Annotated in this window: 19 protein-coding genes; 18 read left to right on the forward strand and 1 reads right to left on the reverse strand. The window is 43.3% G+C overall.

Going from position 1 to position 22616, the window contains the following annotated elements; genetic code table 11:
• From atpE to Q7P33_RS16340, 10 genes are all read left to right on the forward strand, one after another.
• A partial coding sequence (atpE, locus tag Q7P33_RS16295) for an ATP synthase F0 subunit C (protein ID WP_303871835.1) occupies positions 1-176 on the forward strand: 176 nt, incomplete at its 5' end.
• Positions 177-236: 60 nt separating this feature from the next.
• On the forward strand, positions 237-743 hold the full coding sequence (gene atpF, locus Q7P33_RS16300) for a F0F1 ATP synthase subunit B (protein WP_303871801.1): 507 nt from the start codon (positions 237-239) through the stop codon (positions 741-743).
• On the forward strand, positions 740-1282 hold the full coding sequence (locus Q7P33_RS16305) for a F0F1 ATP synthase subunit delta (protein WP_070371627.1): 543 nt from the start codon (positions 740-742) through the stop codon (positions 1280-1282). The genes atpF and Q7P33_RS16305 overlap by 4 nt, the downstream gene beginning before the upstream one ends.
• 16 nt (positions 1283-1298) lie before the next feature.
• A complete protein-coding gene (gene atpA, locus Q7P33_RS16310) occupies positions 1299-2807 on the forward strand; it encodes a F0F1 ATP synthase subunit alpha (protein WP_303871802.1) in 1509 nt (502 codons plus the stop codon).
• Between the two features lie 23 nt (positions 2808-2830).
• Complete coding sequence (atpG, locus tag Q7P33_RS16315) at positions 2831-3721, forward strand: ATP synthase F1 subunit gamma (RefSeq protein WP_263992896.1); 891 nt, start codon at positions 2831-2833, stop codon at positions 3719-3721.
• An 86-nt stretch (positions 3722-3807) separates the two neighbouring features.
• Complete coding sequence (gene atpD / locus Q7P33_RS16320; RefSeq protein ID WP_303871803.1) at positions 3808-5208, forward strand: F0F1 ATP synthase subunit beta; 1401 nt, start codon at positions 3808-3810, stop codon at positions 5206-5208.
• Between the two features lie 15 nt (positions 5209-5223).
• A complete protein-coding gene (atpC, locus tag Q7P33_RS16325; protein WP_303871804.1) occupies positions 5224-5625 on the forward strand; it encodes an ATP synthase F1 subunit epsilon in 402 nt (133 codons plus the stop codon).
• 203 nt (positions 5626-5828) lie between these two features.
• Complete coding sequence (locus Q7P33_RS16330) at positions 5829-7160, forward strand: UDP-glucose/GDP-mannose dehydrogenase family protein (protein ID WP_303871805.1); 1332 nt, start codon at positions 5829-5831, stop codon at positions 7158-7160.
• A gap of 1 nt (position 7161) precedes the next feature.
• Entirely contained in the window at positions 7162-8037 is an 876-nt protein-coding gene (galU, locus tag Q7P33_RS16335) for a UTP--glucose-1-phosphate uridylyltransferase GalU (protein WP_303871806.1), read from the forward strand.
• 83 nt (positions 8038-8120) lie between these two features.
• On the forward strand, positions 8121-9818 hold the full coding sequence (locus Q7P33_RS16340) for a phospho-sugar mutase (protein ID WP_303871807.1): 1698 nt from the start codon (positions 8121-8123) through the stop codon (positions 9816-9818).
• 132 nt (positions 9819-9950) lie between these two features.
• Here Q7P33_RS16340 and Q7P33_RS16345 read toward each other — a convergent pair whose 3' ends face one another.
• Complete coding sequence (locus Q7P33_RS16345) at positions 9951-11462, reverse strand: LCP family protein (protein ID WP_303871808.1); 1512 nt, start codon at positions 11460-11462, stop codon at positions 9951-9953.
• Between the two features lie 281 nt (positions 11463-11743).
• Between Q7P33_RS16345 and rfbD the strand changes: the two genes are divergently transcribed.
• The 8 genes from rfbD to Q7P33_RS16385 all read left to right on the forward strand — a co-directional run bounded on the left by rfbD (position 11744) and on the right by Q7P33_RS16385 (position 22564).
• The gene (rfbD, locus tag Q7P33_RS16350) at positions 11744-12604 is read left to right on the forward strand and encodes a dTDP-4-dehydrorhamnose reductase (protein ID WP_303871809.1); all 861 of its coding nucleotides are present in this window, start codon (positions 11744-11746) and stop codon (positions 12602-12604) included.
• Positions 12605-12698: 94 nt separating this feature from the next.
• On the forward strand, positions 12699-13568 hold the full coding sequence (gene rfbA / locus Q7P33_RS16355) for a glucose-1-phosphate thymidylyltransferase RfbA (RefSeq protein WP_303871810.1): 870 nt from the start codon (positions 12699-12701) through the stop codon (positions 13566-13568).
• An 8-nt stretch (positions 13569-13576) separates the two neighbouring features.
• Entirely contained in the window at positions 13577-14143 is a 567-nt protein-coding gene (gene rfbC, locus Q7P33_RS16360) for a dTDP-4-dehydrorhamnose 3,5-epimerase (RefSeq protein WP_303871811.1), read from the forward strand.
• A gap of 33 nt (positions 14144-14176) precedes the next feature.
• Positions 14177-15280, forward strand: a complete 1104-nt coding sequence (gene rfbB, locus Q7P33_RS16365) for a dTDP-glucose 4,6-dehydratase (protein WP_303871812.1) — start codon at positions 14177-14179, stop codon at positions 15278-15280.
• Positions 15281-15346: 66 nt separating this feature from the next.
• A complete protein-coding gene (locus tag Q7P33_RS16370; protein ID WP_303871813.1) occupies positions 15347-16156 on the forward strand; it encodes an ABC transporter permease in 810 nt (269 codons plus the stop codon).
• A gap of 32 nt (positions 16157-16188) precedes the next feature.
• A complete protein-coding gene (locus Q7P33_RS16375) occupies positions 16189-17385 on the forward strand; it encodes an ABC transporter ATP-binding protein (RefSeq protein ID WP_303871814.1) in 1197 nt (398 codons plus the stop codon).
• Between the two features lie 21 nt (positions 17386-17406).
• The gene (locus Q7P33_RS16380) at positions 17407-19617 is read left to right on the forward strand and encodes a glycosyltransferase family 2 protein (protein WP_303871815.1); all 2211 of its coding nucleotides are present in this window, start codon (positions 17407-17409) and stop codon (positions 19615-19617) included.
• Positions 19618-19738: 121 nt separating this feature from the next.
• A complete protein-coding gene (locus Q7P33_RS16385) occupies positions 19739-22564 on the forward strand; it encodes a GBS Bsp-like repeat-containing protein (protein WP_303871816.1) in 2826 nt (941 codons plus the stop codon).
• Positions 22565-22616: the final 52 nt, after the last annotated feature.

Here is a 22616-nt window from a genome sequence, read left to right on the forward strand (position 1 = left end):
GTATTGGTCAGGGTTTTGCCGCTGGTAAAGGTGCTGAAGCGGTTGGTCGTCAGCCGGAAGCACAAAGTGACATCGTTAGAACCATGCTTTTAGGTGCAGCGGTTGCTGAAACCACTGGTATCTACGGTTTGATTGTTGCACTGATTTTACTTTTTGCCAATCCTTTTCTTGGTTAATAGGTGATTCTGTAATGAAATACGTTAATGCTTATGAATTAGAAAGGGGGCTATAACATTATGGTTGAATACGCAGGCTTAGTTGGAATTGACTTAAAACTCTTGCTGGCAACGATCGTTAACTTTATCATTTTCTTTTTGCTATTAAAAAAATTCTTTTACGAAAAAGTTAAAGATATTATTGCAAAAAGACAAGAGGATGTTTCGGCTGAAATCGTCGGTGCTACCGAAAAGAATGCCGCAGCAGCGAAATTAAAACAGGAATACGAAACATTATTGGCGGATATCCGTTCCAAAGAACGTGAAATTATTCGTGATGCAAATGTGGAAGCACAGGCTCAAAAACACGATATTATCGAAAAAGCTCATGCTGATGCAAAACTGATCATGGAAAAAGCCATGGCTGAAATTGAAGTTGAAAAACGTAAAGCGATGAATGAGGTTAAATCAAACATCGTGGATCTGTCACTCTTTGCAGCTGAAAAAATTATCCACAAATCCATGGATCAGAAACAGCATGAAAAGATGATTCTTGACTTTATCGATAAGGTAGGGGAAGCTAAATGAGTTTAGTAGCGAAAAGATATGCCCAGGCCTTATTCGACACTGCCGTCGATAAAAACATTGTTGATGGAATGTATGATGAGTTTTCTTCGGTCATTGATCTTTTCAAGTCTGAAGCCGGATTAATGAATCTGATGTTAACCCCTTCAATGAATACTTCTGAAAAGAAAGGTGTTCTTGGCCGGGTTTTTGGAGACTCATATAATCAGTACTTGAGAAATTTTTTAAACATTCTTTTGGATAAAAATCGTTTTGAATTTCTGTTAGAAATCCACGATACATTCAAACAGTTGGTGTTACCCTATAAAAACACAGTGGAAGCCCGGGTTCTAACCGTGGTGCCCCTGGACGAAGCCCTGCGGGTCGCTTTGGAAGCGAACCTGGCCAAACGTTTTGATAAAAAGGTGATTCTTGAAAATGTCATCGATGATTCAATTCTTGGTGGTGCGGTGGTTTATGTTGGGGATCAGGTAATTGATGGGAGCATCAAAAATCAGTTAAGTCAAATGAAAACACAAATGAACAGTCTAAGACTACATTAAAAAGAGGTGAGTAAAGTTGAATCTCCGACCAGAGGAAATAAGTCAAATTATTAAAAATGAAATAGAGCGTTATCAAGATAAGCTTGAAGTCGTCGATGTCGGTACGGTCATTCAAGTTGGAGACGGGGTTGCCCGTGTTCATGGTCTTGAAAATGCTATGGCAGGTGAGCTTTTAGCTTTCCCGAACGAGGTTTACGGGATGGTACTCAATCTTGAAGAAGATAACGTTGGTTGTGTTCTTTTAGGTTATGATGATAACATCGTTGAAGGTGATATTGTTCGTTGTACCGGTCGTATCGTTGAAGTACCCGTTGGTGACGCCATGATTGGCCGTGTCGTTAATGCACTCGGTTTCCCAATTGATGGGAAAGGCCCGATTGCCACGGATCATCATCGTCCCGTTGAGGTAAAAGCACCTGGGGTTATCGAACGTGAATCCGTTAATCAGCCGATTCAAACCGGTTATAAAGCGATTGACTCGATGATTCCAATTGGCCGTGGTCAACGTGAGTTAATCATCGGTGACAGACAAACGGGTAAAACAGCTCTGGCGATTGATACCATCATCAACCAAAAAGGTGAAGATGTTATCTGTATCTATGTTGCCATCGGCCAGAAAGAATCAACCGTTGCCCAAATCGTGGGACAATTGGAAGAAAATAATGCCATGGATTATACCATCGTTGTTTCAGCCAGTGCGTCACAATTGGCACCACTGCAATACCTGGCACCCTATGCCGGGGTTACCATGGCTGAATATTTCATGAACGAAGAGCAAAAAGATGTTTTGATTATTTATGATGATTTATCAAAACATGCGGTAGCGTATCGAGCCATGTCCCTGATTCTCCGTCGTCCACCAGGACGTGAAGCCTATCCAGGGGATGTTTTCTACCTCCATTCACGACTGTTGGAACGGGCTGCCAAGCTTAAAGCTGGTGGATCGATCACCGCTCTGCCAATTATTGAAACCCAGGCGGGTGATGTTTCGGCGTATATCCCAACCAATGTAATTTCGATTACAGATGGTCAGATCTTCCTGGAAGCTGAACTTTTCCGTTCCGGTATTCGTCCAGCTGTTAACCCGGGGATCTCGGTATCCCGAGTTGGGGGCTCTGCTCAGATTAAATCCATGAAAAAGGTTGCCGGACCACTGCGAATTGAGTACGCTCAATATCGTGAGTTGGCATCATTTGCCCAGTTTGGATCAGATCTGGATGAAGCAACCAAGGCTCAGCTGGCAAAAGGGGAACGAATCGTGGAAATCCTGAAACAGGATCAATACGATCCAATGAATGTTGAAGATCAGGTTCTGATTCTCTATGCGGCAACCAATGGTTTCCTATTAGACATTGAAGTTAAAAATATCCGTGAATTTGAAAAAGGCCTGATTGCATATGCCCAGAAGAATTATGCTGAAATCATGGCTAAAGCCAAAGGTAAGGATGGCCTTTCAGACGAGGTTGTTGCAGGTTTTGCTGAATGTATTGAGGCTTATAAAAAAGTTTTCAGTAAATCTGTATAGATTGTCAGCGGAGGTGATTCTGAGTGGCAGAAAATGTACAAGATATTAAACGTCGGATAAAAAGTGTAAACAGTACAAAACAAATCACCCATGCCATGGAACTGGTGGCTTCGGCTAAACTGCGAAAAAGCCGTGAACTGGCCGAAGGTCGTCGCCCTTATTTTGAGGCCATGATTGAAAGTATGGGACGCATTGTTGAAAAAAGTGGAAGCACCCGAAATGTTTTCATGAACCAGCGTGAAGTTAAAAAAGTTGCCTATATTGTCCTGACGGGTGATAAGGGTCTGGCTGGTGGCTACAATGCCAATGTTTGCAAACTGGTTGAGGATCACATTACGAACAAAGAAGATGCTTATATTTATGCCGTTGGATCTCGTGGTCGGGATCATTTCAGAAACCGCGACTACACGATTCAGGGCGAATATCTCGGAATTTCCGAACGACCAAACTTTTTTAATGCCCGCGAAGTGGCGGCAGTAGTGATGGAAGGATTTAAAAAAGGCGAATATGACGAAGTTTATGTTGTCTATACCAAATTTATCTCTACCATCTCACAACATGCCAGCCTTATGAAATTGCTTCCTCTTAGCGTGGAAGATCTCAAACCGGCTAAAAAAGTGGAAGCGGTGGAAAATGAAGGAAAAAGCAAAGATCTGACCGTTATGCTCTATGAGCCTGATCCGGAAGAGCTCTTAAATCAGCTGATTCCAAACTTTGTCAGCAGCACCGTCTATGGCGCAATGATCGAAAGTGCTGCCAGTGAACAAGGCGCTCGTCGAACCGCCATGGAATCGGCAACAACTAACGCCAATGAGATGATCGATGGTTTGACACTGAAATACAACCGTGTCCGTCAGGCAGCAATTACTCAGGAAATTTCTGAAATTGTTGGTGGGGCGGAAGCACTTAAATAATAACAATTTGCATAGGGCAGGATCACAATTCCTGCCAGACAGAAAATTATGAGTGCAAATTAATTTGCACAAGGAGGTTATAGGGAATGGCCCAAAATATAGGGAAGGTTGTTCAGGTTATTGGACCAGTTGTCGATATCAAGTTTCAAAAAGATCAACTGCCAAAATTGAACAACGCAGTAAATATTGAACTCAATGGACACACCCTGGTTGTTGAGGTAGCTCAACAACTTGGAGATGACATTGTCAGATGTATTGCAATGGACTCTACAGATGGTCTGGTCAGAAATCAGGAAGCTGTAGATACTGGAGCATCAATTGCCGTGCCAGTAGGGAAAGCAACCCTTGGCAGAATGTTTAACGTTTTGGGTGAACCAATCGATGGAAAACCCTTTGATACCACTGGCGTTACGATGCACCCAATTCATCGTCACCCACCCAGCTTTGAAGAGCAACAAACCCAACCAGAAATGTTTGAAACCGGCATCAAGGTCGTTGACCTGATCTGTCCTTACGTTCGAGGTGGTAAAATTGGTCTGTTTGGTGGTGCCGGCGTTGGTAAAACCGTACTGATCCAGGAATTGATCAACAATATTGCAACCCAGCATGGTGGTTTATCCGTTTTTGCCGGTGTTGGAGAACGTACCCGTGAAGGAAATGACCTTTACTACGAAATGATGGAATCTGGGGTTATTGATAAAACATCCCTCTGCTTTGGTCAGATGAATGAACCACCAGGAGCCAGAATGCGTATCGCCTTAACTGGTCTGACAATGGCAGAATATTTCCGTGATCAGGAAGGTCAGGACGTACTGTTGTTTATTGATAATATTTTCCGATTTACCCAAGCGGGTTCAGAAGTTTCAGCGCTTTTAGGTCGTATGCCAAGTGCCGTTGGTTACCAGCCAACCCTGGCAACTGAAATGGGTGCACTTCAGGAACGTATTACATCCACCAGCAAGGGTTCGATTACATCGGTTCAGGCTGTCTATGTACCTGCCGATGACTTAACTGACCCCGCACCAGCGACTACCTTTGCCCATCTGGATGCCACCACGGTACTTAACCGGGCCATCACCGAAAAAGGGATTTATCCAGCGGTTGATCCACTGGATTCCACTTCGCGTATTCTTGATCCCAAAATTGTTGGACAAGATCACTATGAGACAGCCCGTGAAGTACAGGAAATCTTACAACGTTATAAAGAATTGCAGGATATTATCGCAATCCTGGGGATGGATGAATTATCGGACGCTGATAAAATCACCGTATCCCGAGCGCGAAAAATTGAGCGTTTCCTTTCTCAACCGTTTAACGTTGCCGAACAGTTTACCGGTACTCCAGGGGTTTATGTAACCATTGGCGAAACCATCAAGGGCTTCAAAGAAATCCTTGAAGGAAAACATGATGATTTACCAGAAAGTGCCTTCCTGATGGTTGGGACGATCGAAGACGCAGTTGCAAAAGCAAAAAAAATCAAAGGTTAGTTGAGGTGAGTTTTAATGGCTGAAACGTTCAGATTAAAAATCATTGCTCCAACCGGTATCTTTTTTGACGATGATATCGAGCGTATTGTCATCCGGGGAACAGAAGGGGAGTTTGCCGTGCTTGCAGAGCATACACCGCTGACAACCTCAGTAGCCATTGGTACCTTTAATATTATTTTTGGCGATAAAAAAAGTAAAAGCGGCACCCTTTTAGGGGGCGTTGCTACCATTAATCCCAGAGAAACCATTATTTTAACCGATGCAGCTGAATGGCCGGAAGAAATTGATCTTAAACGGGCTCAGGAAGCAAAAGAGCGGGCACTACAACGTCTCAAGGACGACAAGTTTGATGCAGCTCGGGCTCAGGCAGCTTTGGAAAGAGCAATTGCGCGTATCAATTCAAAAGAAGGTTTATAATTAAACGATTTACAATACAAAAGACCGTTGGGATTCGACCACGAATCGCGGCGGTCTTTTTTTATTGGGGCAAGTATTTTAATGGGCTTTTTTTTGTGCTATAATTCAAGTTGAAAGTTGAGGCCATTGAGTTTCGATCGAGGAATGAACAACGATGCAATGGAGAAAAATTTAAAGCGGCCATTGTAAACGGAGGATAAAGAATGAATATTTGTATTATTGGTTTGGGGATTTTAGGAATAACCTACGGTTCGATTCTGTCCGATTCGGATGTCAATGTCATCTGTGTTGATACCGATGAGGAAACAATTGATATGTTATCCGAGGGCGAATTGCCAATTTATGAGCCAGGATTAAAAGCATTGGTGTCAACCTCAGTATCAACTGGACGCTTGTATTTCAGTTCGAATATTCAAAGTGCCATCAAAAAAAGCGAGATCATTTTTATTACCTGTGAAGTACCAACCAATGATCAGGATTTTCCTGATCTGCGCTTTATGAAGCCGATTGCCCAGAGCATTGGTAACCATATGGAAACCCCGATAACCGTGGTGATTAAATCCACCGTTCCCCCGGGAACCTGTCAGATCATAAAGCAGACCATTCAAAATACGCTGGACGAACGGGAAGCAGATATTGCCTTTGATGTGGTCAGCAATCCCGACTTTGCCCGGAAAGGCTCAATGATTAAAGACTGTCTGGTGCCGGATATGGTGGTCATCGGGTCAGATTCAAAAGCAGCGGTGGAGCGGTTAAAAAGTGTTTACGATAGCCTTCACGTCCGGGAAGAAAACTATGTGATTACGGATCCCCAGAGTGCCGAAATGATAAAATATGGGGTTAACGCCTTTCTGGCTACAAAGCTCTCGTTTATTAATGAGATGGCACTGTTGTGTGAAAACGCTAATGCCAATATTCTCGATGTATCCAATGGCATGGGTCGGGATGAGCGAATTGGAAAGGGCTTTCTGGAAGCCGGGCCAGGGTATGGTGGCAGTGACCTGCCCAAGGATTCAAAAGCGCTGGTGGAAATCGCAAAAGCGTATGGTGAGGATTTCATGGTGCTTAAAGGTGCCATTGAAGCCAACGAAAAACAGAAAAATAAGATGGTGGAAAAAATTAAGCGGACGATGGGTAATCTGGCTGGAAAAACCATTGGTGTGTTAGGACTCTCCTACAAGCCGGAAACCACCGACATGCGGGAAGCCCCGTCGGTGAATATCATCAAGGGGCTGGTTGCCGGTGGGGCCAAGATCCAGATTTATTGTCCGGAAGGAAATCAGGAAGCCAAATGGCGATTACATAACGAAAAAGATGAGATTAGCTATTGTCACAATGTTTATGAAGCGGCTCAGGATGCCGATGCCCTGGTGTTGATTACCAGTTGGCGGGAGTTTAAAGGGATGGATCAGGAGCGGGTTCGCTCTGTGATGAGAGATCGTTTTTTCTTTGACTTTAGAAATCTGTTTGGTGAGGAACCGCCCAAGGGGTTTATATATTCAGGCTTGGGCATTCCAGAAAAGGAGATAAATTAGCATGAAAAAAGTACGCAAAGCGGTGATTCCGGCAGCAGGATTGGGTACCCGGTTTTTACCAATTACCAAGTCAGTGCCAAAAGAAATGCTGCCAATTGTGGATAAACCAACGATTCAGTATATCATAGAAGAGATAGTGGCTTCGGGAATCGAGGAGATACTCATAATCAATGGCCGCAATAAAGACAGCATCATCAACCACTTCGATAAGGTGCCGGAACTGGAAGCACTGTTAAAAGCCGGTGGAAAAACAGCGGCTTTAGAACAAGTGGAAGCCATTACCAACATGGCAAAAATCTTTTCGGTACGACAGAAAGAAGCAAAAGGCCTGGGGCATGCAGTGCTGTGTGCCAAAGAATTTGTTGGTGATGAACCCTTTGCCGTGGTGTTGGGAGATGATATTGTTTATCATGAAGAGTGCCCGGCCCTGAAACAAATGATTGATGTTTACAACACATATGGCGCCTCGGTTATTGGTGTTCAGCAGGTTGCTCCCGAACAGGTTGATAAATATGGCATTGTTTCTGGTGACGCTGTTGCCAAACGGGTCTTTCAGGTCAAGGATCTGATTGAGAAACCGGCCATTGGTACTGCGCCGTCAACCATGGCAATACTGGGACGGTATATTATCACCCCGGGGATCTTTGAGGTGCTGGAGCACACTGGGAAGGGTGCTGGCGGTGAAATTCAACTCACCGATGGGCTAAAAACCCTGGCAACCATGGAAAAAATGTTTGCCTATGATTTTGTTGGTAAACGCTACGATGTGGGAGACAAGTTGGGGTTTCTCCAGGCCACGGTGGAATATGGTTTGAGAGACGCAAAACTGGGTAAAGATTTTAAAAAGTATCTAGAAACCCTGTTAAGCGAAAAATAAACAGCCAATTCCGATTGGAACGTAAAAGGGCCGAAGCCCGACTCAGATACAGGCATCCATAATGGAGAGGAGAAAGGAACACAATGGACTATAAAAAAGCGTATCAAAACTGGTTAGGTCAGTCGGAACTTAATGCAGAACTCCGGCAGGAACTGGAAGCCATCACCGATGAAAAAGAAATTGAAGATCGCTTCTATACCGATCTGGAATTTGGCACCGGCGGCATGCGGGGGAAAATGGGAGCTGGCACGAACCGTATGAATATTTACACTGTCGCTAAGGTAACATATGGCTTAGGAAAATACCTGTTGCGGCAAGATATTCAAAACTGGGAAAAAGGGGTCGTCATTGCCTATGATTCCCGTCACAACTCTCAAAAATTTGCTGAAACGGCCGCTGGGGTGCTGGGTAAAATGGGCGTTACCGCCTACCTTTTTGAAGAGCTGCGACCCACTCCGGAACTGTCTTTTGCTGTTCGTAAGCTGGGCGCCGCAGGCGGAATTGTGATTACAGCATCCCATAATCCCAAGGAATATAACGGGTATAAGGTCTATGGGCCCGATGGCGGCCAGATGGTGACCGCTTCGGCGGATGCCCTGATTGCCGAAATCGCCAAGATACCGGATGTTTTTGGGATTCCGATGATAACAGTAGCAGAAGGCCGCAATCAAAAGATCATCAAAATGGTTGGTGAAAATATGGATAATGCTTTCACGGAAGCGGTTACCGCCATTTGTAACCCCAATCCCAACAGTGAATTGAAAGTCGTTTACACACCACTGCATGGATCCGGTAATCAACCGGTGCGTCGAGTGTTGGCAGAACTCGGTTATCAACATGTGACAGTGGTTCCGGAACAGGAGTTGCCGGATGGCGATTTTACGACTGCACCCTATCCCAATCCGGAAGACCGGTCAGTCTTTACCCTGGCCATGGCCCGGGCTGATAAATGTGGCGCCGACATTATTATTGGCACCGATCCCGACTGTGATCGGGTTGGCGTGGTAGGCCGGAATCAAAAAGGAGAGTTTGAAGTCTTTACCGGCAACCAAACCGGGGCTCTTTTGGTTGATTATTACCTAAAAACCCGCACCGATCTGCCGGATAACAAGGTGGTAATTAAGACGATTGTCACCAGCGAACTGGGTGGGGTTGTAGCCAAATCATATGGTGCCAACGTTTTAGATGTTCTGACGGGCTTTAAATATATCGGTGAATGCATGACTGATTTTGAACAAACCGGCGATTATACCTTTGCCTTTGGTTATGAAGAAAGTTATGGTTATCTGGCGGGCAATTATGCCCGGGATAAGGATGCTGTGGTTGCTTCAGCTCTGGTTTGTGAAATGACCGATTATTATAAGAAACAGGGAAAGACCCTTTATGAAGCCCTGATTGATCTATATCAGCAACATGGTTATTTTATCGAAGATGTCGTGGCCTTGACCCTTGAGGGCATCGAAGGAAAAACTAAGATTAATCAAATTATGGAAAAGTTCAGGAAAGTCAGCTTCCCTGGTTTTGCTGATGCCAAACTGAGTTGTTTTAATGATTATGAAGCAGGCATCAGTAATGAGGTTGTTTCCGGAGCAAAATCAACAATTGATCTGCCCCGCTCAAATGTTTTGAAATTTGTTTTTGATGACCATTCCTGGTTTGCTCTGCGTCCATCAGGAACTGAGCCAAAACTAAAGATTTACTTTTCGGTAACCGGGAAGACTGCAAAAGAAGCTGAGGCAAAGAAGGATTTGCTAAAACAGCAGGTAACGGATTTAATCTGAGCTTTGCAACCGCAGGCGTTAGAAGAATGAAACGAATAAATTAAAGGCGTTATCCCGATGCTCAGGATAACGCCTTTATGCTTTTTGGTTTGATAAATTTTGTTTTAATCGGAGTAAATAATGTAACCGGCCTTAATTACTGCTCTCTGAAGACGTATCGTCGCCGCTGCTGCTATTGTCGGTGGTGCCTGAATCCGTTGAGCCAGAACCACTGTCCGAATTGGAGTCCGATCCAGAATCAGTACCAGTACCAGAGTCAGTGGCACCTGAACTGGAATCAGATCCTGAAGAACTACCACCGGAGCTGGAAGAGCTCGATCCGCCCGAACTTTCGGATGATCCGGATGATTCAGTGTTGGAGTAGGAAGAACTCGAACTGCTGGAGTTGGAATAGTCACTACTGCTATCACTGGAACTGGAGTCAGTGTAGGATGAGGATGAGCCGGTACCAGCGAAGTAGGCAATGGCATCACTGATTTCCTTGACCCGGGCTGATGGTACATAGGCAGTATAGCTGCTTGAACCGGAGCTGGTTCCCGATGAGACGCTGGTATTGGAACTGGTGGTAGGGGGGGTGACATTGGTGCGGTTACCGGTGCTGGCAGTGTTGCTTTCTGTTGAGGTGTTTTCTGTTGTGGTGGAAGAACTGCCGCTGGTAGCCACGGTGTTGGTGGTCGTGGTTGATTGAACTGGTCCATAAATAAAGGCATGAAGCGCGACGACATTGTCCACCAGACTGACCGGCACCACATAAGAAACACTATTGATCATTGCGGTAGTTGCATAGGCATCGGTGGGCAGCCGGAATTCCAGAAACTGTTTGTCTGGAGAATCTAAAAAGGCCTTGGCATAGGTTGTAATTTCGCTAATTGAAAGGGTGGTTTTAATATAAGGATAGACTTTGCTTAACAGACTGAGTCCAGTCGTCATATCGATATTGAAGGCTTTAGAGGCAATTTGTTTCACAACTTCCCGCTGCCGTTCGGTTCGGTGGAAATCATCGTCACTATAACGGTTTCTGGCGTAGGCCAGGGCCTGAACCCCCGTGATCGTTTGAACGCCGGTTGTTTCCAGATAAGGGTCAGCTTTGCCAACCTTGTCATTGACATCATCGATATATTTGTTGGTCCACTCCAGGACGTCTTCGTTTTGGACATTAACTTCAACACCGCCCAATGCATCAACCGTATCGACCATGGCATCGAAATTTACGATAACATAGTCTTTGATGTTTAAATCAAAATTCTCGTTTATCGTTTTAATCGCCAATTCGGGGCCGCCGTAAGCGTAAGCAGCATTGATTTTATCAAGACTTTCATAGGTATCTTTGGTTTCCGGAATCTGAACCAATAAGTCACGCATTATAGAGGTGACTTTGATGTTACCGTTTCGGAAATCCATGGAGACGATCATAATGGTATCGGTACGATCGCCATCAACGTCGCTGCGTCCATCAACGCCAAAAACAGCAATATTGACGGTATCAATATCGAGATCATTATTGACAGCCAATTCGGTTTCATCCATCTTGGGTTCGGCGACCATTTCATTTATTTGGCTGATGGTATTAAAGCCATATACTAGTCCAGTACCTATTAATGAGACAATCAAAAACAGGATGACTAAAATTACTTTCTTTTTCATGAAGGTTCCTTTCAACTAGCGAACTAAAATCATATCAACCAATAATACCATAAATTTGCTTAAAAAAACATTGAATATTATTAAGGAAATAATAAATCTTGGGTAAAACTGGCTTAAGTGGGTAACGTGATAATCTTAAAAACCTGAAAGAATCTAGAAAAAAATAGACTTTTATGGGGATATCAAGTATAATGACAATGAATTTTTATGGCTTAACTGCATAAAAACAGCGAAAATCAGAAAATAGTTACATTAAAAAGAATGATGAAATAAGGTGAAATATGAAAATTTTATTAACCGGATCCAATGGACAGTTGGGGCGGGAATTAACCCGTCAGCTCACGAAAAAAAAGATTGATTTTGTTGGCTATGATGTTCCCGAGTTTGACATTACTGATAAAGAAAAAATGACGGCCATCATTACCAAAGAGCAACCAACCGTAATCATCAATTGTGGGGCTCTGACCAATGTGGACGGCTGTGAGACCCAAAAAGAACTGGCCATGGCCATTAATGCGTCTGGTCCCAAACAGTTAGCTGAAATCGCCCGTGATCAGGACATTGTGCTCGTTCAGGTTTCGACGGATTATGTTTTTGATGGAAATGGGATTATTGAAGCCGGTGCAGTGCGACCTTATCGGGAAACCGATCCCATTGATCCTAAGACGGTTTATGGCGAAAGCAAAGCGGCTGGAGAAAAAGCCGTTTCTGAAACAGCACCCAAATATTTTATTGTCCGGACAGCCTGGCTGTATGGAGATGGCAATAACTTTGTCAAAACGATGTTGGAGCTGGCATCAAAACACCCCAAATTGACGGTTGTCAATGATCAGATTGGTTCGCCGACCAGCACTGTTGATTTGGCGGCAGCGATTATCGATTTGATCCATACCGATCATTATGGATATTACCACGGCACCTGTGAAGGGCAATGTAGCTGGTACGACTTTGCCACCGAGATCTTCCGATTATCTGGCATTGACATTCCGGTGGAGCCAGTAACCTCTGAGCAGTTTGTCAGACCGGCACCGCGACCGAAGTATTCGGTTCTGGAAAACAAAGCCCTAAACGATCTTAAGATGAATCATTTCAGACCCTGGCAGGTTTCTCTGGTCGAATATCTGGATAATTTAACTAAGTAAAAAAAGCGTACCCGTCATGGTTTTGCGGTAGCCTGGCCTCAGAACTTACGGTACATCAGGAATCATAAAACAATTTACAAGAGAAGAGGTCATTATGAAAGGTATTATATTAGCCGGAGGATCCGGCACTCGACTATATCCCATCACCCGGGCAGTGTCCAAACAATTATTGCCCATTTATGATAAACCCATGATTTACTACCCGCTGGCAACCTTGATGTTGGCGGGGATTAAAGATATTTTAATTATTTCCACACCCCACGATCTCCCGATGTTTGAACGACTTTTTGGTTCCGGGGAGGAATTGGGGTTGAATTTTGCTTATGAAGTCCAGGAAGCGCCTAATGGTTTGGCCGAGGCTTTCATTATCGGCGAAAAATTTATTGGGGATGATAGTGTTGCGCTGGTCTTAGGGGATAACATTTTCTATGGTCATGGCTTTACGGATACCATCCGAAAAGCAGCCCAACTGCAAAGCGGGGCGGTCATTTTCGGATACCCGGTAACCGATCCGGAACGTTATGGGGTGGTTGAATTCGCTAAAGACGGAACCGTCCTCTCTATCGAAGAAAAACCGGCAAATCCAAAATCCAATTTTGCGGTGCCAGGGCTTTATTTTTATGATAATAAAGTAGTCGAAATTGCCAAAAACATTAAACCCTCGGAACGAGGGGAACTGGAAATTACCACAGTTAATGAAACCTATTTAAAACAGGGGAATTTAAAGGTGGAACTGTTTGGTCGTGGCATGGCCTGGCTCGATACCGGTACCCACGACAGTTTAATCGAAGCCTCTAATTTTGTTGAAACGATCCAGAAAAGACAGGGGCTTTATGTATGCTGTGTCGAAGAAATTGCCTACTTACGAAATTTCATTGATAAAGAACAGTTGTTAAAACTAGCAGAACCGCTGAAGAAAACAGCTTACGGACAGTATCTGATTCAGCGTGCGAAAGGCAAGTAGGTAGACGGATGGCAAAGATTAATGTAATTAAGACAAAAATTGACGGACTGGTGATCATTGAACCATCGGTTTTTGGCGACCATCGTGGTTATTTTATGGAAACCTATAATGAGGAAGAATTTCACAAAGCCGGTTTAACGATGCGCTTTGTTCAGGATAATGAATCCAAATCCGGTAAAGGCGTCTTACGGGGGCTACATTTTCAGACCAAATTCTCCCAGGGAAAACTGGTACGGGTGACCCGGGGTGAGGTTTATGATGTCGCCGTGGATCTGCGAAATGGCTCACCCACCTATGGACAATGGGCTGGGGTGTTGCTGACCGAGGCCAATAAGACCATGTTTTATATCCCGGAAGGCTTTGCCCATGGGTTTTTAGTGGTTTCTGAAGAAGCCGTGTTTAACTATAAATGTACCAATCTATATGCCCCGGAATACGATGGCGGAATCCGCTGGAATGATCCGGAAGTAGGGATCGAGTGGCCGCTGGATACAATCGATGCGGTGCTGCTTTCAGAAAAAGACGGACAGCTGCCCTTCTTAAGTGAGATCCGAGACACCTTAAGATTTGAATAGATTGAATTCGATAGAGATAGAAATGGAGTAATCATGAAAACAGTATTAGTCACCGGTGGTGCCGGATTTATTGGCTCAAACTTTGTAAAATACATGCTCAATCAGCACCCGGATTATAAAATCGTTAATGTCGATGCGTTAACCTATGCCGGAAATCTGGAAAACTTGACGGATATTGAAAACAGTCTCAATTATGTTTTTGAACGTGGGGATATTGTCGACCGGTCGTTTATTCAGAATCTTTTTGACACCTACAATTTTGATATGGTCGTGAACTTTGCCGCCGAATCCCATGTTGACCGCAGCATTGAAGATCCGGAGATCTTCATTAAAACCAATGTGATGGGTACCTTGGTACTTTTGGATGAAGCCAAAAATCACTGGCAAACCGGGAAAGATGACTGCGGTTACCCGACCTATCGGGCTGGGGTTCGCTATCATCAGGTTTCCACCGATGAGGTTTATGGAGCCCTGGGAAAAACGGGGATGTTTACAGAAACTACCCCGATTGCGCCCAACAGTCCTTATTCGGCATCGAAGGCCAGCGCCGATCTGGTGGTTCGATCCTATGGACAGACCTTTAAATTGCCAATTACCATCAGTCGCTGTTCCAATAACTACGGTCCTTACCATTTTCCGGAAAAACTGATTCCACTGATGATTTCTAATGTAGTGGCGTTAAAAAGCCTGCCGGTTTATGGCGATGGCATGCAGATTCGAGACTGGCTCCACGTTAAAGATCATTGCAGTGGCATTGACACCATTCTTCAAAAAGGGGTGGCCGGTGAAGTTTATAATATTGGTGGAAATAATGAAAAAGCCAATCTGGAGATTGTCAATTTAATTATTGAAAATGTTGGGGAAATGCTCCGCTCCGGGAAATATCCAATTGATAATGATGGGTCAAAAATCAGCAAAGAACTGATTACCTATGTTGAGGATCGCCTGGGACATGACCGTCGTTACGCCATTGATAACACCAAAATCACCACCGAACTGGGCTGGGAACCATCCTACACCTTCGAACAGGGAATTGTTGAGACCATTGAATGGTATCTAAACAATCAGGCATGGCTGGAACAGGTTAAGTCGGGTGACTATCAACAGTATTACGAAAATATGTACTCGAAAAAGTAGAATAGCTATAAAAGAAAAAGCACAGTTTTTGTGCTTTTTCATTTAAAATAAGAATGAGGTGTCAGTTTGTACTTGTTTAAAGATTTAATGGATTATCTCAAAGATTTGTATGCGAACCGGAAATTGATCCAGAAATTTTCCATCAATGATTTTAAGTCCCGATACGCCGGTTCGTTTTTGGGGATAATGTGGGCGTTTATTCAGCCGACTGTTAACATTGCCGTGTACTGGTTTGTTTTTGGTGTGGGATTAAAATCACCACCAACTAATGGTGTACCATTTATTTTATATCTCATCACTGGGATCATTGTCTGGTTTTTCTTTTCTGAATCATTTGTCAATGGAACCAATTGTTTCCGGGAATACAGTTATCTGGTTAAAAAGGTGACCTTTAATATTAAGATCCTACCGACAGTAAAAATAATTTCATCACTATATACCCACATTTTCTTTATTGGCTTTGCAATAGTGATGTTACTCGTCTATAATCATTCATTGTCACTGCACTTTATTCAGATTTTGTATTATCTACTTTGCCTAATGGTTCTGTTAACGGGTCTAACTTGGATAACTGCTTCGATGCAGCCATTTTTTACAGACATTTTGCAGTTTATTAATGTCGGGATGCAGGTGTTGTTCTGGGGAACGCCAATTGTAGTGCCTGTTGAAACATATCCTGAAAATCTATTATGGATCATGAAACTAAATCCTTTATATTATATTGTCCAAGGATATAGAGAAAGCTTTTTCGGAACCGGCTGGTTTTGGGAACACCCCGTGATGACAGCGTACTTCTGGGGTTTTAGCTTTGTATTGCTGCTAATCGGAATCGCAGTGTATCGAAAATTAAGACCGCATTTTGCTGATGTCTTATAGAAAATATTGATCACGGATCAATGGAGGAAATTATGTCAGATGTGGCAATAAAAATAGCCGACGTTACAAAAATATATCAGCTCTATCAACGACCGATGGATCGCTTGAAAGAATCCATGAGTCTGTTTAAGAAAAAGGAGTATCATCATAAATTTTATGCCCTGAATAATATCAATCTGGAAATAAAAAAGGGTGAATCGATTGGGATTGTGGGTAAGAATGGATCAGGAAAATCAACCTTACTGAAGATTATTTCTGGCGTTTTGACCCAGAGCAAGGGTACTGTGTGTGTGGACGGCAAGGTATCTGCCCTACTGGAATTGGGAACTGGTTTTAATCCCGAATATACCGGAATCGAAAACATATATTCCAATGGTCTGATCATGGGCTATAGTAAAGAAGAAATGGACGAGAAGTTGGATGATATCGTCAATTTTGCCCAGATTGGCGAGTACATTTATCAGCCGGTTAAAACCTATTCCAGTGGCATGTTTGCCCGGTTGGCCTTTGCCACCGCTATCAATGTGGATCCGGAAATATTGATTGTCGATGAGGTATTGGCGGTTGGTGATGCAAAATTCCAGATCAAGTGTATCAACAAAATGGAAGAATTCAAGGCCTCGGGAAAAACAGTACTTTTTGTTTCCCACACCCTGGAACAGATCAAACGTTTCTGTACCAAAGCGGTATGGATTGATCAGGGCGAAATGCGGATGTTTGACGAGGTCACCCATGTCATTGATATGTATGAAAGTGAAATGCTCAGAGAATCGATGGAACAGAAGGCTCTTGAAGAAGGCAAACAGCTACTGGATAACTATGAAATTGAAGCGCATCTGGGAAAAATCACGGCCATGCACTGTAATAAAGAAACCATAAATACCTTTGAAGATTTTATAGTGGACATTGAATATGAGCTATATGATGATCTTTCCAGTGAACCATTGGTAGGGGTGGCCTTTTACACCATCGACCGGCAATATATTTTTGGTCCTAACACCCATTTGGATGGGGTAAATATACCAAAAACAAAAGGAATCCATCATGTCCGTTATGTCGTGCCCAAGCTACCACTGCTGGGTGGAAAATACGAGGTTGATATCGGACTTTTTGCCAACAAGAGCATTGTCAATCTGGACTATGAAACAGCGGCCTTTGTAATTGCGGTAGTAGCCGATTATTTTACCGAGGGTCTGGTTCATATGGAACATCAATGGGAAATCATTTAGTTTAAAAGAAAGGCTATGGGAATGAGAAATAAGACAGTTACCGAACAGGAAGAAATTAAATATTTTATCGACAAGATTGTTAAGGATGAAGCGAGTCAATGTGCCACGGTTCAGGGCTGGGCCTTTAATACCAAGACGAAAGAGCCGGTCGAATTATTTTTATTGGGAAGAGAAGCCGTTGGGGTTCAATTCAAACGGGATTTTCGAATCGACGTTAATAACAAGTATGCCTTGCCGGATGATGCCAAAGTTGGTTTTATTATCGAATTTGATAAAAACACTTATGGTGAAAAACTCAAACTTAAACTAAAAGATGACAATAATATTCGCATTGTGCCAATTAATTTAAAGAAAAACTATGACTATTTGAAAAAGCCGAATCTGTTTAATGCCAAACGATTGGCTGGTGTGACAACCCGAACGGTCGGATATCTCAGTCGCAACGGCTTAAAAAATACGATCCGGAAAATCAAGTTTGAACTGAAGTATAAAAATCAGGAAAACTATGATTTCTGGATTGATGTCCATGAAGATTATGACAAGAAAAAAGTTATGGCAGAAATCAGCGGTTTTTCATATAATCCTAAGGTTTCCATCGTGATGCCAGTGTATAATGTAGAGGAACAATGGCTGCGAGCCTGTGTCGATTCGGTTTTAAATCAATACTACACCAACTGGGAGTTATGCATCGCCGATGACAATTCGACGGATTTGCACATTAAACCCTTACTGGAAGAATTCAAAAGACTCGATTCCCGCATCAAGGTGGTTTACCGGGAAGAAAACGGTCATATTTCAGAGGCTTCCAACTCCGCTCTGGCGATCGCCACCGGCGAGTTTGTGGGTCTATTGGATAATGACGATACTCTGGCTGAATTTGCTCTCTACGAAGTGGTTAAATTATTAAATGAACACCCGCAAGCAGATCTTATTTATAGCGATGAAGATAAGCTAAGTGAGGACAATAAACGGAGTCAGCCGTTTTTTAAAACGGACTGGGCGCCTGATATTCTGTTGGCGACCAATTACATTTGTCATTTTGGGGTTTACCGCAAAACCATCATCGATGAAATCGGCGGGTTCCGAAAAGGCTATGAAGGGGCTCAGGATTATGATCTGGTGTTGCGCTTTACTGAAAAAACCGACAAGATCTTCCATATTCAAAAGATTTTGTATCATTGGCGGATGATCAGTAATTCCACCGCCGTCAATCCGGACTCAAAAGGTTATGCCTTCGAAGCAGGCCTAAAGTCTCTTGAAGATGCTCTGGAAAGACGGAAAATTAAAGGGACGGTCAGTCATGGGGCTTTTCCGGGCGTTTATAACATTGACTATGAAATTGTCAATGCGGGCTTGGTATCGGTGATTATTCCTACCCGGGACAATGCTGCCGATTTAAAAGCTTGTATTGATTCGATTTATGAAAAAACGATCTATGAGAATTTTGAAATTATCGTCGCTGATAATGGCAGCGAAAAAGAAGAGACCTTCAGATTGTTTGAATACTATACAAAGAAATACCCGCAGCAGTTTAAAGTGGTGCGGATTGATATCCCGTTCAACTTTTCAAAAATAAATAATCTGGCGGTCAAAGAATCAAACGGTGAGTATCTATTGTTTTTAAATAATGACATCACGGTAATTACCAAAGGCTGGATGAAACGGATGGTCAGTTATGCACAACAGGAACACGTTGGTGCAGTTGGGGCAAAACTTTATTATCCCGATAACACCATCCAGCACGCTGGCGTCTTATTGGGAATGGGTGGTGTTGCCGGTCATGGCCATGTGGGATTTCCGCGTGGCGATTATGGCTATTTTGGTAAACTGGTCACTACCAATAACTATACTTCGGTGACGGCCGCCTGTATGATGGTGAAACGGGAAGATTTTGATCGGGTTAATGGTTTTGAAGAAAAGTTGACGGTAGCGTTTAATGACGTGGATTTCTGTCTCAAACTTTATGAAGCGGGAAAATTCAATGTCTGGCTGCATGATGTGGAACTCTATCATTACGAATCAAAATCCCGGGGTGCTGAGGATACCTATTCTAAATACAAGCGCTTCAACAGCGAAATCAAATACATGAAAGATCATTGGCTGAAATACATCAAGAACGATCCTTACTATAATCGGAATTTAACCCGAGTTGACGGAAATTACGCCATTTGTGTGGATATTGTCGGTTATGTAAAGGGAAAAACAAGCGAAGATGAAGAGAATGAGATTTAACTTAAGTACGCAAAGGATGTAACGAAAAAATTGACGATGTAAAGTAATTGTGATATTATCGTTACAACTATCAATATAATGACAACAGGAAAATTTTAAAGAAAGGAGGAAAATAATAATAATGACGCAGATAAAAAACATCCGCAAGCAGGTTACGCTGGGAGTGGTTATGATCCTTGTGCTGTTCACGTTCTTTTCGTATTTCAGTTTGACAGTGGAGGCAGCAAGCACGACCATCGTGGTTAATCCGGGGCATCAGTCAGGAACCGATACGGGAGCCGTTAATAAAACAACCGGAATCACGGAAGTGGACCTTAATAATGCGTTAGCCATTAAAATCGTTACAACCTTACGAAATAATGGCTATAATGCGATGCTAAGTCATCAGATTCCAGGAAACCCCGGATTGCCAACCTTACTGGCAACAACAACCAATAATTCAACAGCGATATGTAGTGCTGCCAACAGTTTAGGAGCTGATTTGTTCATCAGTGTTCATCATAACTCCGGGGCAGCGACAGCCAGTGGTTATGAATTTTACTGGAGCAGTTATCATCCATCGGTTGACAACAATGGTATTTATCAGAAAGCTGGGTTATGGAGTGATGGGTCGCTGGCCGATTTGGATGCAACACCACCAACCATCGCCTTAAAGTCCAAGGAATTGGCTAATTTGATGAATACTAATTTCAGTGAAAATTTAACCTATGTTCCCAGCCGGAATAAGATTGTTGAACGGGATGATGCTTATACCAGAAAAACAAGCATGCCTTCAGTACTGATTGAAGCCGGATTTGTGTCAAACAATGCTGAATCCCAGAAATTAGCCGATGGAACTAATCAGCAAAAAATGGCCGATCAGGTTTTAGCCAGTGTCAGTGAGCTTTTTGGAGCAGCAACATTACCGATGACAGCCACCGGATTTACAACCACCGTTAATGGTGATAAAATTACCGCGACGGTTACGGGTGTTTCGGCCCCCAATGGATTACAGGTTATCTATATTCCAACTTGGAGTGATGATTGTGGTCAGGATGACTTAAAGTGGTACACTGCAAGCAAACAAAGTGATGGCTCGTATAGCGTGACGATTGATGTAAAAGACCATGGGTACACCAGTGGAAATTATCAATTGCATTGTTATGGTGTAGACTCGAACGGGAAGTACACCTTATTAGGTCAAAGTACTGCAAATGTCAATGCGTCTGTCCAGGAAAAAATGAGTGCAAGCAGTATCACCAGTAGTGTGACGGGGAATACCATCACCGTTACCATAAGTGGCATCAAGGCACCAGGCGGAATCACCGATTTGCTTGTTCCGATTTGGAGTGAGACTGGTGGTCAAGATGATTTGAAATGGTACACGGCAACCAAACAAACTGATGGCAGTTATAAGATCACCATCGATATTAAAGATCACAAGTATGACGGTGGTACCTACAATATTCATGCCTATGGAAAAGACACCAGTGGTGTAATTACATTTTTAGGCAATACAACAGCAACGGTTAAGGTTGATACCATGACGGCGAGCAGCGTTACCGCTGTGGCGACCAACGGAAAAATTACAGCAACGGTAAAAGGCATTACAGCTCCCTATGGGATTACGGAAATGCTAATACCGGTCTGGAGCGAAATCGGTGGTCAGGATGACATCAAATGGTATACAGCGACGAAACAAAGTGATGGCAGTTACAAGTTAACGCTGGATATCAAAGATCACAATTACGACAGTGGTGACTATATTCTTCATGCCTATGGAAAAGATAGCAATGGAAAAATGACCTATGTTGGGGCTGCAAAAGCAAACATTGTGGTTCAGCCGATGACGGCAACCAGTGTTACGGCCAGTGTCTCCGGCAATAAGATTACGGCAACGATAAAAGGAATTAGTGCCCCTGGCGGGATCAAGCAGATTTTAGTACCGATCTGGAGTGATGTTGATGGTCAGGATGATCTGGTTTGGTATAACGCAGACAAACAAAGTGATGGTAGCTACGTGGTCACAGTTGACATTAAAGATCACAAGTATGCGAGTGGTACTTACAGTATTCATGCTTATGGAACTGAAGTTAGCGGAAGAATGACCTTGCTGGGAAATACTACGGCAAATATTACGGCGACAAAACCAATGACGGCTTCAACTGTAAAAGCCGTTGTTAACGAGAATATTATTACAGCCACAGTGAGTGGTATCACAGCGCCAAATGGAATAAAAAGCATTTTAATTCCAACCTGGAGTGATATAAATGGTCAGGATGATATTAAATGGTACACCGCCACCAAACAAAGCGATGGCAGTTATCAGGCGATTATAGATGCCAAGAATCACAATGGGAATAGTGGTAATTATTCAATCCATGCCTATGGAGTCGAATCAGATGGGCGTTCAGTATTTCTGGGCAATACTTCGGTGAGTGTCCGTTATGTAGAAACCCCGATCATGGGGACTTCTACAGTGACTGCGGCACAACTGGTAGCCTATTATAAGGGAACTGGAAGTGTCTATCCACAACTTTATAATGACCTTGGTGTTAATCTGGAGCGATTTGCAGAGCTTTATGTACAGGAGTGCAACGCTGAAGGCGTTCGGGCTGAGGTTGCCTTTGCTCAGGCAATGCTGGAAACTGGAAATCTTCAGTTTGGTGGAGATGTCAAGGCTTCCCAATTCAATTTTGCAGGGCTGGGAGCCACTGGCGGCGTACCTGGATTTGATTTCGCAGCAGTATACGGCAGTAGCAGTACAGGACTTCAGACTGGAATTCGAGGACATGTACAGCATCTGAAATGTTATGCCAGCAGTGCGGCGCTCAATCAAACTAAGGTTGATCCGCGTTGGAATGATTCATTGCGGTTAAAAGCCATTTCAGTTGAAGAACTGGCCGGAACCTGGGCAGCGGACACAACCTATGCAGGTAAGGTTAAGGCGATTATGAAAAAATTCTAGTTAAAAAAATGCAGAGCTGAAGAAATTCAGCTCTGTTTTTTTGTATCTTAGT

The sequence above is a fragment of the Acetobacterium wieringae genome (genome assembly GCF_026646375.1).
Lineage (GTDB): Bacteria > Bacillota > Clostridia > Eubacteriales > Eubacteriaceae > Acetobacterium > Acetobacterium wieringae_A.